The sequence below is a fragment of the Sphaerimonospora cavernae genome (genome assembly GCF_042435035.1).
Lineage (GTDB): Bacteria > Actinomycetota > Actinomycetes > Streptosporangiales > Streptosporangiaceae > Sphaerimonospora > Sphaerimonospora cavernae.
In genome coordinates this window covers 158,497-173,488 of record NZ_JBHMQT010000014.1, presented here as the reverse complement: position 1 = coordinate 173,488, position 14,992 = coordinate 158,497, and the positions used below count along the sequence as shown (strand labels likewise).

The 14,992-nt window shown below is 66.4% G+C and carries 7 protein-coding genes; 3 read left to right on the top strand and 4 right to left on the bottom strand.

Going from position 1 to position 14,992, the window contains the following annotated elements; translation table 11 throughout:
- Positions 1–28 precede the first annotated feature (28 nt).
- Positions 29–1,756 (top strand): signal peptide peptidase SppA, encoded by a 1,728-nt coding sequence (gene sppA / locus ACFHYQ_RS09865; protein ID WP_394300796.1) that lies wholly within the window; start codon positions 29–31, stop codon positions 1,754–1,756.
- Positions 1,757–1,781: 25 nt separating this feature from the next.
- Here sppA and glgB read toward each other — a convergent pair whose 3' ends face one another.
- Positions 1,782–3,992, bottom strand: coding sequence for a 1,4-alpha-glucan branching protein GlgB (gene glgB, locus ACFHYQ_RS09860; protein WP_394300795.1), 2,211 nt, complete (start codon positions 3,990–3,992; stop codon positions 1,782–1,784).
- Positions 3,993–4,492: 500 nt separating this feature from the next.
- Positions 4,493–4,975 carry a transposase gene (locus ACFHYQ_RS09855; protein WP_394300794.1) on the bottom strand — a complete coding sequence of 161 codons (483 nt, stop codon included), beginning with the start codon at positions 4,973–4,975 and terminating at the stop codon, positions 4,493–4,495.
- A gap of 378 nt (positions 4,976–5,353) precedes the next feature.
- Between ACFHYQ_RS09855 and ACFHYQ_RS09850 the strand changes: the two genes are divergently transcribed.
- Both ACFHYQ_RS09850 and ACFHYQ_RS09845 read left to right on the top strand, forming a co-directional pair.
- The gene (locus ACFHYQ_RS09850) at positions 5,354–11,161 is read left to right on the top strand and encodes a DNRLRE domain-containing protein (protein WP_394300793.1); all 5,808 of its coding nucleotides are present in this window, start codon (positions 5,354–5,356) and stop codon (positions 11,159–11,161) included.
- Between the two features lie 58 nt (positions 11,162–11,219).
- Positions 11,220–11,870, top strand: a complete 651-nt coding sequence (locus ACFHYQ_RS09845) for a hypothetical protein (protein WP_394300792.1) — start codon at positions 11,220–11,222, stop codon at positions 11,868–11,870.
- Between the two features lie 21 nt (positions 11,871–11,891).
- Here ACFHYQ_RS09845 and ACFHYQ_RS09840 read toward each other — a convergent pair whose 3' ends face one another.
- Together ACFHYQ_RS09840 and treS are read right to left on the bottom strand one after the other, a co-directional pair.
- A complete protein-coding gene (locus ACFHYQ_RS09840) occupies positions 11,892–13,250 on the bottom strand; it encodes a maltokinase N-terminal cap-like domain-containing protein (protein WP_394300791.1) in 1,359 nt (452 codons plus the stop codon).
- Positions 13,247–14,980, bottom strand: coding sequence for a maltose alpha-D-glucosyltransferase (gene treS, locus ACFHYQ_RS09835; protein ID WP_394300790.1), 1,734 nt, complete (start codon positions 14,978–14,980; stop codon positions 13,247–13,249). Before treS ends, ACFHYQ_RS09840 begins: the two co-directional genes overlap by 4 nt.
- Positions 14,981–14,992: the final 12 nt, after the last annotated feature.

Genomic DNA, 14,992 nt, shown 5'->3' with positions numbered 1-14,992 from the left:
ATCCAAGCCGTCGCTTAAGGTGGCATTCATGGACGCGACGAGGACGATTGTGGAGACCGTCGACAAGCTGCGGCAGCGCCGTACCGCCCCGCTCGTGCTGGAACTGGACCTGACCGAGGGGCTGTCGGAGGGACCGCCGGCCGATCCGCTCGGCGCCCTGCTGTCCATGCGGAAGGCGCGCCTCACCGACGTGCTGTCCGGCCTCAAGCGAGCCCGTCGCGACCCCCGTGTCCGCGCGCTGATCGTCAAAGTCGGCGGCGTCCCGCTCGGCCTCGGCATGGTTCAGGAGCTGCGTACCGCCGTGCTGAAGCTGCGGGCGGCGGGCAAGCTGACGGTCGCGTTCGCCGAGACGTTCGGCGAGTTCGGCGCCGGGACCGTCCCCTACTACCTGGCCGGCGCCTTCGAGCGGGTCTACCTGCAGCCCTCCGGCGACGTCGGGCTCACCGGCGTGGCTCTCGAGCAGCGGTTCGTACGGGACGCCCTGGCGAAGGCCGGCATCGAGTACCAACTCGGTCAGCGCCACGAGTACAAGACCGCGGCGAACATGTTCACCCAGAACCACATGACCGAGGCGCACCGGGAGTCGGCCGCCCGCATCGCCGAGTCGGTGACCGAGCAGATCACCGCCGGCATCGCCGAGGGCCGCTCTCTCGACCCCGACCGGGTCCGTGAGCTGATCGACCAGGGGCCGTTCATCGGCGCCGAGGCCGTCGAGGCGGGCCTGGTGGACGGGCTGAAGTACCGGGACGAGGTCTACGCCGAGACCCTGGGAGCCGCCGGGATCGTGGGAGGCGCCGAGACCGCGAGGGGTGCGGCCCGCCTGCTCTACGTGTCGAGGTACGCCAGGTCCGCGCTGCCGGGGCGGCTGCCCCGCCCCGGCGCCGACGTCGTCGCGCTCGTCCACGGCAACGGCATGATCCGGCTCGGGCGCAGCGGGCGATCCCCGCTGGGCGGCGGGGGTGCCATGGGCTCCGACACGATCTGTGCGGCGCTGCGCTCGGCCCGGCGGGACGAGAAGGTCCGGGCGATCGTGTTCCGCGTGGACAGCCCCGGCGGGTCGTACGTCGCCTCCGACGCGATCTGGCGTGAGGTCGTGCTGGCCCGGAAGGCGGGCAAGCCGGTGATCGTGTCGATGGGTGAACTGGCCGCCTCCGGTGGCTACTTCGTGTCCATGGCCGCCGACCTGATCGTGGCGCAGCCGGGCACGCTGACCGGGTCGATCGGCGTGTTCGGCGGCAAGCCGGTCGTCGGGGAGCTCCTCGGCAAGCTCGGCGTGGTGACCGAGGCCGTGACCGAAGGCGCGAACGCCGGGATGTTCTCGACGACGCGGGAGTTCTCCGACGGGCAGTGGGAGCGGGTCAACGCCTGGCTCGACCGGATCTACGCCGACTTCGTCGGCAAGGTGGCCGACGGCCGCGGCCTGGACCGTGACCGGGCGCACGAGCTGGCCAGGGGCCGTGTCTGGACGGGCGCCGACGCCGTGAAGCACGGCCTGGTCGACGAGATCGGCGGCCTGGAGGACGCGCTCGTCATGGCCCGCCGCCGGGCCGATCTGCCCACGACCACACCGGTACGGACATATCCGCGCATGCACCCGCTGGAGCGGCTGTTTCCGCCGGAGTCAAGCGAGGACAGGTCCGCATCCGGCGCCCGCGTCCGGCTGGAGGCGTGGGGCCCGGTCGCTCGCATCGCCGCCGATCTCGGGCTGCCCGTGTACGGCCCGCTCGTGCTCCCCGGCTGGTGGACGATCCGCTGAGCGGAACCACGTGAGCCGTGCTCTCTCACTCTTCTTCCGGCGGGAGAGCCGACGCCCCGGAAGCCGATTCGGTCATGGTCGGGCGAAGCCAGACGGCGCCGAGGGGGGGTAGGCGGAGCCGTACCGAGCAGGGCAGGCCATGGTGCGGGATCTCCTCGGCCGGCACCGCGCCGAGGTTGCCGACGCCGCTGCCGGCGTACTCGAAGGCGTCCGTATTGAGAACCTCCTCCCACTCGCCGCCGAGTGGGAGGCCGAGGTGGTAGTTCTCGTGCGGGGCGCCGGAGAAGTTGACGACGCAGGCCAGCATCGAGCCGTCCGAGCCGTACCGGAGGAAGGAGAACGTGTTGCCCGCGGCGTCGTCCGCGTCGATCCATCGGAAGCCGTCGGGTGTGAAGTCCTGGGAGTAGATGGCCGGTATTTCGCGATATATCCGGTTGAGGTCGCGCACGAGGCGCTGTATTCCCTGATGGAAGTCGAAGTCCAGGACCCACCAGTCCAGCCCGGTGGCCTCCGACCATTCCGCGCCCTGGCCGAACTCGCCGCCCATGAACAGCAACTGCTTGCCGGGATGCGCCCACATGAACGCGTACAGCGCCCGGAGGTTGGCGAAGCGCTGCCACTCGTCGCCGGGCATCTTGCCCAGCAGCGATCCCTTCAGATGGACGACCTCGTCATGGGAGAGCGGCAGCAGGAAGTTCTCGGAGAAGGCGTACATGAGGGAGAACGTCATCTGGTGATGGTGGTACTGCCGGAAGATCGGCTCACGGGCGAGGTAGGCGAGCGTGTCGTGCATCCAGCCCATGTTCCACTTGAAGCCGAAGCCGAGTCCGCCGAGATGCGTCGGCCGCGACACGCCGGGCCAGGCGGTCGACTCCTCCGCGATCGTGACGATGCCGGGGACCTCGCGGTAGCAGACCGCGTTCGTCTCCTTCAGGAAATCGATCGCGTCGAGGTTCTCCCGGCCCCCGTAGACGTTGGGGGTCCACTCGCCCTCCCTGCGTGAGTAGTCCAGGTAGAGCATCGAGGCGACCGCGTCCACCCGCAGGCCGTCGATGTGGAACTCCTTCAGCCAGTAGAGCGCGTTGGCCACGAGGAAGTTGCGCACCTCGCGGCGGCCGAAGTCGAAGACGTAGGTGCCCCAGTCAGGGTGCTCGCCACGCCTGGGGTCCGCGTGCTCGTACAGCGGCGTGCCGTCGAAGCGGGCCAGCGCCCACTCGTCGGTGGGGAAGTGCGCGGGCACCCAGTCGACGATCACGCCGATGCCGGCCCGGTGCAGTTCGTCCACGAGATGCCGGAAGTCGTCGGGGGTGCCGAACCGGGAGGTCGGCGCGTAGTACGACGTGACCTGGTATCCCCACGACCCGCCGAACGGGTGCTCGGCCACCGGCAGGAACTCCACGTGCGTGAAGCCCATGTCCGTGACGTACTCGACCAACTGGGCCGCGAGCTCCCGGTAGGACAGCCCGGGCCGCCAGGAGCCGAGGTGCACCTCGTAGACGCTCATCGGCTCGGCGCGTGCGTCGTGCTCCGGCCGGGCCGACATCCACTCCTCGTCGCCCCAGGCGTACTCGGACCGCTCGACGACCGAGGCGGTGGCAGGCGGCACCTCGGTGTGACGGGCCATCGGGTCGGCCTTCTCCCGCCAGACCCCGTCCATGCCGAGGATCTGGAACTTGTAGCGGGCGCCTGGCCCGATCTCCGGGATGAACAGTTCCCAGACGCCCGACCGGCCGAGCGAGCGCGTCGGATGGGCGACGCCGTCCCAGTGGTTGAAGTCGCCGATCACGCGGACGCCCTGCGCGTTCGGCGCCCACACCGTGAAAGCGGTGCCGTCGACGTCCTCGTGACGCATGACCCGGGCGCCGAGCACCTCCCACAGCCGCTCGTGCCGTCCCTCGCCGATCAGGTGCAGGTCGAGTTCGCCCAGCGTCGGCCAGTGCCGGTACGGATCATCCGTTTCGTACGGCGGGGCCCCCGGATAGGTGATCCGCAGCCGGTAATCGGGGATCTTGTCCAGCCCCGGGACGGTCACCTCGAAGACCCCGTGGGCGACGTGGCTCAACTCGTGTGCCGTGCTGTCCACAAGGGCCTCGACCTTCTCGGCGAGGGGCCGCAGCGCCCGGATCGTCACACCGTCGGGCGCGCGTTCTTCGCCCTCGCCCCTTCGGCACAGATGCGCGCCGAGGATCGAGTGCGGGTCATGATGAGCGCCACCGGCCAGCCGATCGAGATCCATGCCCTAACCCTGCCCCACACGAGGCCGTCATCACCACCAACGCAGGCGAGGTATCACCGGCAGCGCAAGCGGCCGTGCGACCGTCAGGCAGCCTTTTCTCCAGCTTACGCAGGACCACCGCCAGATCACGGGCGACCGCCATCGCCCCGGCGAGCACTACGCCCTCTGACAATGGACATTCCCACAGTGGGTGTCCACGCAGAAGGCCGGCTCGCACCCTGCTGGATCAGCTGTTCCGCCGCCCGGGCCTCAGGTGGCCTTGAACCCATGGACCCCGGACTTTGAGCAAAACATCACAATGAATGTGATGTAAATCACATTCATTGTGCATTTGGGTCAACTTTGAGCGTGTTTGAAAAGGACGCCCGGAGGCTTCGGCGAGGGTCGGTCGACGTGCGCATGGGCCAGGGGCTGACAGGTAGTGGGCCAGGTCAATCGATGGGCTGACTGGCCTGCCCATCCTGGTGAGCGTCCGAGGGGAACATTCCGGAGCGATGTCATCAGAACGCCCAGAGCAGGACCTGCTCGAATTCGTCACGCTCCCGCCAACTGGCGGCCATCACCGTGAGGGCGACCAGCGGCCGGGTGATCTCGGGGATGAGACGCTTCCGGCCGCGTTTAACGATGTCATCGCGGGTGGTGCCGGCATCGTCGACGCTGAGGGGGCCGGCAACCCCCGTCGATGGCCGGTCCTCGCCGGCGGCTTGCAGGCGAGCCCTGATGTGCAGTTCGGACAGCAGTTCGGTGATGATCCCGGCCTGTTCCCACTGCTGGAAGTGCCAGTACACCGTCTGCCAGGGCGGAAGGTCTCTGGGCAGGTATCGCCAGGGACAGCCTGAGCGCACCACGTACAGGATCGCGTTCACGATCTCGCGGCGTGGATGCTTTTCCGGGCGCCCGCTGGTGTTGGGCTCCGGAAGCAGAGGCTGGATCAGTTCCCACTGCGCGTCCGTCAGGTCAGAGGGGCAACGACGGGGGGACATGCAGCCATTATGACGACAAATCGGACGGCTGTCGTCGTATGGCTGCGCCGGATGTCGGCGACCTTTTCAAACACGCCCGCGGGTTCTTACCGTGAGTAGTCAACTCCGTGTCGTTCGGTTCCTGCCGAATGGCCGTTCATTCCCCTGACCTTTACTTTCTCGCCGTTGTGCGTCCTTTCACCCCGGTAGACGTTCACTTTCCGTTGATCTTGACGAGGTGTGGTCATGTCCGGCTGAATGCTCTGGTTTATGTCCTTTTATGTTGATGTGTGAAGTGGGGGTCACGTGGCGCCGTCAGCCCGCCAGGGCGCTGCCTGGGTGGATCCGCCCAGACAGCCGCGTCCCAGACGCCGAGGCACTCTCCGCCGCGCTGTAGTGATGAGCATCGCGTCCGCGATGTTCGTCAGCCTCGCCGCCGTACCCTCTTGGGCTCAAGAACCCACCCCGCCCCCCGAGCCGACGGCCAAGGAGAACACCTCCCGGCCGCCCAGCAGAGCTCCAGCAGGTGACAAGGCCATCGAGACGGCCAAGAGCAAGGCGGCCAGGTCCGGCAAGCGGGTGCAGATCCCGGAACGCAACACCGAGACCGCCACCCTGTACGCCAACCCGGACGGCAAGACCCTCCGGATGGAGCTGCATACGCAGCCGATCCGGGTTAAGAACGCCAAGGGCGACGGTTTCACCCCGATCGACACCACCCTCGTCGAGACGGGCGGCGTCATCAAGCCCAAGGCCGCGCATGGCGATCTGATCCTGTCCGCCGGTCGGGACAAGACCCTGCTCAAAAGCCGGGCGGCCGACGCCACAGCGAAGATCATCGCGCCGTCGGTGTTACCCGAGCCCCGGCTCAAAGGCAACACCGCGACCTACTCGAACGCCTATGGCAGGGGCCGCGATCTGGTGGTGACCGCGAACCCGACCGGGTTCCGGCAGCAGATCACCATCGCCGAACGGCCCACCGGTCCGGTCTCCTTCAAGGTGCCGGTAGACCTGCCCTCAGGCCTGTCCTTCGGGAAGAACACCGCGAACCTGCCCACCATCGTGGGCAAGGACGGCAAGACGCTCGTCGAACTGCGGCCGACCCTGATCCAGGACGCCAAGGCCGCCGACGCCAAAGCTCCCATGGGAGCGGGCAAGGTCGGGAAGGCTGCTGTCACCCTCGGTGAAGACGGCAAAACTCTGGTGTTCACACCGGACGCCGCGTTCCTGGCCGACCCGGCGGTCACCTACCCGGTGACGGTGGCCGCCGCGGTGTCCGACTGGTGGGAGGGCCACACCGGCCAGACGTGGCTCGGCGACGCCATGGACACCTTCGTCAACAACGCCGAATACCCAGAAAGCTGGGACAACTTCAGGCTGGACCGGATTCTGGTCGGCAAGTCCAACAGCGGCACGGTGCGCTGGCGCAGCTACCTCCAGTTCCCCGACATCCCCGCCGAGTTCGCGGGCAGCACGGTGCAGAACGCCGACCTGATCCTGTGGAACTACCTGTCCAACACCTGCGGAACGCGTGTCGGTTCCGGCATCACGGCGCGGCGGATCACCTCCGACTGGGATGAGCTGACACTGAGCTGGAACAGCCAGCCGTCCGTCACCAGCGTGGGTGCGGACACCGAGTACGGCGCCTACAGCAGTGACTGCAACTACGCCTGGGACCTGATCCACTCGGTTGACGAGATCGTCCAGGCATGGGTGGACGGCGCCACCAACTACGGCATCCAACTCACCGCCGGCAGCGAATCGGATACGACCAACTGGCGACGCTACCGAACCGAGGAGGCCGGCGGTTGCAGCACAACGCCGCTGGAAGCCTGTCAAGGGACGCTCCACCCGCCTATCCTCACGGTGGACTTCGAACTTCCTCCTCCGCCGGTCGTCGATGGCTTCACTTTTATGTCGCCCGACCCCATCACGAGCCTTCCGACGTTCGAGGAAGCTCGCGCCAGGTCGGTGTATGAGCCGACGGGCAGTGAGCAAACCATCATCAACAATGAGTTCGCCGGTCAGATCGCGGGACAGCGCGATGGGGAAGAATTCGAGGTAACGGCGGACGAGCTCGATGTCGCCACCGAGGGCAGCGATGGTGACGACGGCACCGGTGAGGATACGGGCGCGCCGCAAGTGATCGCTGTGGAGCCTGCGAATGGTGCTGTCGACGTCCCTCTTGAAGCGAAGCTGAAGGTCACCTTCTCCGAGCCGGTCAGCGAGGCCACCCTGGTGCTCAAGGATGCCAGCGGGGCCGAAGTCACAGCGACGGTAGCCTACGACAGCACCGAGACAGTGGCGACGTTCACACCTGCTCAGGCGTTGAGCCCGGGAACCACCTATACCGCGGTGGTTTCCGATGCGACCGACTCGTGGGAAAACATAATGACCTCATACACGTGGTCCTTCAATACTCCAAGGCAGGCTGCGGGCCACTGGAAGTTCGACGAAGGGAACGGCCGTACGACCGGCGATTCCTCGGGCAGAGGCCATGACGCGACGCTCAATGACACAGCGGCGTGGATCGAAGGAAAGAATGGGCACGGGGTATCCAATACGCCCTCCCAGGCCCTGGTCGTTACCTCCGAGGCGGCCGCAACCCAGGGCAAGCAGGTCGAAGTCGCTGACCTAACGACCGCAACCAGCATCACCTACGCCCAGCCTGACGGGAAGACGTTCAAGACCGAGGTTACGGCTGGTCCGGTGCGAGCCAAGCAGGGCGGTAAGTGGGTGCCGGTCGACACCACCTTGGCCGAGCAGGGCGGTGTGCTGCGGCCTAAGGCCCTCGCCGAGGGCGCGGCCGTGGAGATCTCCACCGGTGGTACGGGCGCCTTTGTGAAGATGACCTCCGAAGGGGGGTCGTACGGGTTGCGCTGGCCGTCCCCGCTGCCCAAGCCCACCGTGAGTAAGAACGTGGCCACGTTCACCGACGCGGCCGGTAAGGGCGCTGATCTGGTGGTCACGGTGCTGCCGACCGGGTTCCGGCACGATGTGGTGCTGCGGGAGCGGCCGGCCAAGCCGTTGGAGATCCGGATCGGGGTGGAGGCCGGAGGCCTGACCCTGACCGAGGGCAAGGGCGGACGCCTGCTGCTCAAGGCCGGCAATAGCAAGAAGACGGTGGTGGCCTCGGCGCCGCAGCCGGTCATGTGGGACGGCAGCGCCAAGGGCCGTCTCCCGCTGGCCCGGCACGCCAAGGTCGCCACGGACGTGGTCGTCAAGGGCGGCCGCACTGAGCTGGTGCTCAAGCCGGATCACGCGTGGCTGACCGACCCCGGCACCACCTATCCGGTGCGGGTGGACCCGGCGGTCACGCTGCCACTCAGCTCCGACGTCGAGGTGGACTCCTACAGCGACGCCGACTGGCCGGCCGACCCGACCAGTCCGTTCCTGATGGCCGGCACCCAGCGCGGCGGGTTCAAGCACCGGGTGCACCTGAAGTTCGACACCGTGGGCCTGGCGGGCAGCACGGTGACCGATGCCACGCTGTCGATGAACACCATCGACGCGCCGAACTGCGGCGCCAAGGTCGGTGCCGGCATCCAGGTCGCCCGCCTCACCAGCGCCTGGGATCCGGACAACGTGCACTGGGCGAACAAGCCCGCCTTCACCGCCGAGGACGCGTCGGCCAACACCAAGGGCGTCAACCAGAACTGCGCCACCTGGCCCGACGTCATGGAGTGGAACGTCACCGGCATCGCCCAGGACTGGGCCGCCGGCGCGGCAAACCACGGCCTGGTGCTGAAATCGCCCGGCGAGACCAACGTCGACAACTTCCGGGTGTTCACCGCCTCGGAGAACACCGACTTCAACGTCCCGCCGAAGCTGACCATCACCACCAGCGGACCCGCGTCCGCTCCCACGATCAGCGGACCGGCGATCTCTCCCGCGCAGGAGGTGGACGGCGCCACCGTCGTCGGCTCGCTCACCCCGCAACTCGCAGCCGTGGTGTCCGATGCCGCCGGCGGCGACCTGACCGGCGAGTTCGAAATCGAGCACGACCCGGCCGCCCCGCAAGGCCAGGGGACCGGGCAGATCTGGGCCGGTACCTCACCCGCGGCGGCCACCGGCACCCAGGCATCGGTGACCGTCCTGGCCGGGAAACTGGCCGACGGGTGGAAGGTCCGCTGGCGGGCCCGCGCGGTCACCGAGCAGGCATCCTCGCCCTGGTCGGACTGGCAACAGATCACCATCGATGTCGTGCAGCCTGGGGAAGAGCCGCTGGCACAGACCACCGGCCCGGTGATCCGCACCGACCAGAGCTTCACCATCGCCGCCTGGCTGCGCTGGAGTGACGCCAACGGGGACTACAGCGTCATCGAGCAGAGGGGAAGCCACCAGGCACCCTTCCGGCTCGGTAACGATCCCGAGCACGGACTGGTGTTCACCTTCACCAGCGCCGACACCGCCGACGCGACAGTCGAGGGTGTGCGCTCCGGCGTAGAGCCACCGGCGGATGAGTGGTTCCACCTGGCGGGCGTGTACGACGCGGCGGCCAAGACCGCCTCGCTGCACCTCAACGGAACGCTGATCAAGACCGAGCCGGTGAGCTTCACGGCGTGGAACGCTGACACCGCCATGACGCTGGGCAGCAGGATGCAGGGCGGCCTGGACGACGTCCAGATCTACCAGCGGCCCCTTGACGCCGTGCGAGTCCTTGCCCTCCTGACGAACCCGGTTGCCCAGCCGTCCCAGACTCGGGCATCCGTAGCGCCGACCGTGACCACGGCCACAGCAGGCAACTTCAGGTACGAGCACCCATCGCTGGAGGACTGCTACGCCACCACCAGGGCGCCCAGGTTAGTCGATTCGTATTCTCGTATGCAGGAGCGCCCGCACTCCGCCTGCTGGACCGCTTGGATCGGGTACGGAGGATGGGAGGAAGAGGACGACGGCGGTCGAAAGAAGCGCAAGCCGGCGACGAAAAAGTGGGTCAAACTATTCCCCGGTCCACTGAGAATACCAGCGATGCTGGTGGATCAGTTGCACCCTGGCGACGTATTCGCCTTCCGGGCAACCTGGGTGGCGCACACCTACATCGGAGACTCCACAGGGAACGCCATCTACAAGGGCGGAGCTGCCAGCGCTGGCATGAAGCCGCAGAACATCAAGTTCTGGCTGAAGCTCACCGATTTCGGCATCTACAATACGGGGTTCCGCCGCACCGAATTGGATGATGAACTGGACGATGTCAAGATTGAATTCGACCTCGCCACGCAAGGATGCCAAATCCAGCAGGGGGATCCGACCGAGCTCAAGAGTATCGCGGGCTGGCGCGCGACACCGTATCTCGAGTACTTGCTCATCACACCCAAGCCGGAGGCACACGACAGAGAAGTCTGCTCCATCATGCCCGCCATCGCCCGGTACAAGGAGAACGAGGAAAGCAAGGAGGACAAAGGACGACTTCCTCTGTGGGATCAGGAACTCCTCAGCGAAGCGGGCAAGCGTCTAGGTGTGGTGCGGTGGGGACATGGCGTTCCGACTAGCACCCTGTGGTCCCCCAGTTTCCGCTGCGACTGGAAGAAGCTCGGAGTTGCCAATAAGGAGGGTGCGAATACTGGCGGCTGTATCTACATCCGGGCCGATCGGGTGTTCACGATGTCTAAGTCCAGGGATTATGAATTCCTGGACGTCATCCTGCATATCGAGAAGGCGCTGAACCCGGCGACGAACGCTGGCACTTACCCGCCGTACCGCCCGGGAGACACGACCGCCGGACGGGATGTCAACCTCCCGCCGGTTAAGGGGCCGCTGTGGAACGAACTATCGAAGGTCATTCCGGGCAACTACGCGAAGCCGCCGAATACCCCTGAGGGCGCCGCCCTGTGGAGGGGTACCGACAAGGGGTACGATGATAACCGGAAGATCTTCTCCCAGCATGCGTTTTCGGTGCCCCAAGACAACTTCTCCATGGGCAACTCTTACGGATCAAACTATTGCAAGTACTACACCTCGGATGTCTACGTAAAATACGGCTATACAAGGGTGCAGTGTGACGAGTACCCATTCGCCTCCACACAGGAAGGGGCCGCAAAAGATAAGATTAACTACTCTGTTCAGGGGGTTCGGGCAGACCATAACTGGCTGCATGGAAATGCGCTCAAGGCGTTCTATGGCCATTACCGGCTTCTCACCTATGACCCTGTCAACACCATTACCAAGGTCAGCGACAGTCCATTCTGGGTGAAGGTCGTAAACTGATATCCTATAGATAAAACACGGGGTTGTCGGGGCTCGCGCCCGGCAACCCCGTAATTCCATGGCGATTCAGATCAATGCAAGGAATCACAACATGCTAAATCTCGAGCAGGCGCTTCCCATGGAAAACCAGTGGGACCTGCTGGTCGAGTACGGGTACTTGCTCGAACTCGGGTTCCACGCCCTCTGGGCGGAAGGCGACGACCAGGAGGAGCTGGCCCGGCTGCTCAGGGTTGATCCGAGCTCGCGTCTGGAGTGCGACCTGAAAACCGTGTTCGAGACTTACGAGGGACTGCCGGAGAAGGCGATTTGGATGGGACCGCACGCGCCTGGATGGACACACATCTTCGTCTTCGGCACCTACTCGTTCCACCCCGTGATCCACAATCTGGGAGAGCGACGCGTCTTCGAGATGTACTTTGCGGGGGAAGTAGGCGAAGGACTTGAGCCGCTGTACCTCAACTACGACGGAGAGCGGATCGGTGACGTCAGCCCACCCTTCGAGGAAGGCGGAGATATGGACCTCCCCGACTACCGGCCCTACACGGCGGGACTGGAACTAGGCAGGAGAGGCCTGTACTGGGATGTGCATCTCTTCTTCTGCATGATGGGCCGGATCACGGGGCGCTTCACCGATCGGGAGTGGTGGACGGCGACTCGCACCTTCTACCGCATTTCACCGACTTCAAGCTCCACCACAGGCTGGAGCTGATCATCACCCGAGAAGACGGTCTCAGCGCGACGTGAAGGCGGCGAGGGGGATGGGGAGCCAGGTGGGGCGGTTGCGCGACTCGTAGACGACCTCGTAGACCGCTTTGCTCAGCTCCAGCGCCCGCAGCAGGACGGCGTCGTCGCCGCGGACCCGGCCGCCGCCCTCGGAGTAGCCCGCCAGGAAGGCGGCCCGGTTGCGGGCGGACCACTCCAGGGCCCGGCCCTCCAGCGACTCGGCCTCCGGATGGTCGGCCAGCAGGTGCCGGGCGGCGTAGTCGAACGACCGCAGCATCCCGGCGACGTCACGCAGTGGTGAGTCGAGGGCGCGGCGCTCGGCCAGCGGCTGGCCCGGCTCGCCCTCGAAGTCCAGCACCACCCAGTCGACCAGGGTGCGCATCACCTGACCGAGATGGTAGTCGCCGTGCACCCGCTGGACGGGCACGCTGTGCCCGAGCTCCGCCAGCCGGTCGAACGCGTGGCCCGCGACGTCCGCGTGCTCGCCGAGCGCCGGCACCTCGGCGACCGCCCGGTCCAGGCGCCGGCGGAGCAGCTCGCTCATCTGTTTGATGTCGGACGGCTCGATCGTCCCCGTAGGGAACGCCTCGGCGAGCTGGCGGTGGACCTCGGCCGTGGCCGTACCGAGCCGGAAGGCTTCGGCGGCGAAATCACCGCCGGCCTCCTCCGCCGGCATGTCCTCCGGGCTCGCGTAGAGATCCCGGACGCTGGTCAGCGCCATCGTCCAGCCGTCGCCCGCGTTCGACAGGAACTCCTGCATGATCGCCAGGGTGGTCGGCTCGCCGTCCAGCCGGGTCTCGATCCAGCCGTACGGCCTGGCCACGTGGGCCGAACCCGCGGTGGCCAGGCCGGTGACGATCTCCAGCTCCGGGTTCACTCCCGCGGTGAGCTGGCGGAACAGCTTGAGGATGTACTTGTCGCCGTAGACCAGCGACGTGTTGGACTGCTCGGCCGTCAGCACGAGGCTCCGCTGCGAGGTGTCGATCTCCGTGTCCGGCACGTGATGGAAGGCGAGATCTCCCACCCGCAGCCCGGCCGCCATGCCCTCCAGCAGAGCGGCCGTGAGCGAGGCGTCGTGGGCGGCGTCATAGACATACCGCTCGCCGTCGTCGGCCCAGTGGCAGTTTCCGATCAGGACGTGCCTCAGCCGGTCGGGCAGCTCGGTGCGCAGACCGGCCAGCAGTTGGTAACGCGTCCGCCGGTCGGCCTGCCGTACGGACACGATCAGGTGGACCAGCCCCGGGTCGCCTGAGCGGATCTCGGTCAGGGAGTCGATGGACAGGTCGTCGATGGTGTGGCCCTTGCCGGCGAACCACCGCTGCTCGGTGAGCCAGCCGGCGAGAAGCCCATGCAGTGCAGTCGTCATTCCTCCTTCGAGCCGGCCGCCCTCTGGATCGCGGGCAGGGTGAACCAGTAGAACCCATGCCCGGGAAGCGTCAAAAGATACGGAAGCTCGCCGATCGGCGGGAAGGGAACTCCACCCATGCATTCCACCGGCGTGGCGCCCTCGAACCTGCGCAGGTCGAGCTCCACCGGCTGGGGGAAGCGGGAAAGGTTGTTGACGCACAGCACCCGGTCGTCGCCCAGTTCGCGGACGAAGGCGAGCACGCTGGGGTTGGAGGAGTTCAGTTCGGTGAACTCGCCGAGGCCGAACACCGGGTGGCGCTTGCGGATCTCGATCATCCGCTTGGTGAAGTGGAGGAGTGAGCCGCCGTGCTTCTGCTGCGCCTCGACGTTGATCGCCTGATAGCCGTAGATCGGGTCCATGATCACCGGCAGGTAGATGCGGCCGGGATCACAGGTGGAGAAGCCGGCGTTGCGGTCCGGGGTCCACTGCATCGGCGTGCGGACCCCGTCGCGGTCGCCCAGCCAGATGTTGTCGCCCATGCCGATCTCATCGCCGTAGTACAGCACGGGCGAGCCGGGCAGGCTGAGCAGCAGCGCCGTGAACAACTCGATCTGGTTGCGGTCGTTGTCGAGGAGCGGCGCCAGGCGGCGGCGGATGCCGACGTTCGCCCGCATCCGCGGGTCCTTGGCGTACTCGGAGTACATGTAGTCGCGCTCTTCGTCGGTCACCATCTCGAGCGTGAGCTCGTCATGGTTCCGCAGGAAGATGCCCCACTGGCAGTTCTCAGGAATCTTGGGTGTCTGGGCCAGGATCTCCGAGATCGGGTAGCGGGACTCGCGTCGTACGGCCATGAAGATGCGCGGCATCAGTGGGAAGTGGAACGCCATGTGGCACTCGTCGCCGCCGGTGACCGGGTCGCCGAAGTACTCGACCACGTCGGCCGGCCACTGGTTGGCCTCCGCCAGCAGGACCCGGTCCGGATAGAGCCGGTCCACGTCGGCCCGGACCTTCTTGAGGTAGGCGTGGGTCTGCGGCAGGTTCTCGCAGTTGGTCTCCTCCTGCTCGAACAGGTAGGGGATGGCGTCGAGCCGGAACCCGTCGATGCCGAGGTCGAGCCAGAACCGGATGACCTCCATCATCGCGTCCTGCACGTCCGGGTTCTCATAGTTGAGGTCGGGCTGGTGGTGGAAGAAGCGGTGCCAGTAGTACTGGCCGCGTACCGGGTCGTACGTCCAGTTGGACGACTCGGTGTCGATGAAGATGATCCGGGCGTCCGGGTACTCCTCGTCGGTGTCGCTCCAGACATAGAAGTCGCCGTACGGGCCGTCGGGGTCGGAGCGCGAGGCCTGGAACCACGGGTGCTGGTCACTTGTGTGGTTCATGACGAGGTCGGCGATCACCCGGATGCCGCGCTTGTGCGCCTCGTCGACCAACCGGATGAAGTCCGCCAGGTCGCCGAACTCCGGGAGGATCTTCATATAGTCGGAAATGTCGTACCCGCCGTCTCGGAGGGGCGACTCGTACAGCGGCAGCAGCCAGAGGCAGTCGACGCCCAGCCACTGGAGGTAGTCGAGCTTGTCGATCAGCCCGCGGATGTCGCCGGTGCCGTCCCCGTTGGAGTCGGCGAAACCGCGGATCAGCACCTCGTAGAAGACGGCTCTCTTGAACCAGTACTGATCCCGCGGCTTCTCATGGGTGAAGGTGTTCGGGACGGGCTGGCTGTGGCTTGGTTGAGGTGTCGAGCTCACCTGTGGACTCCC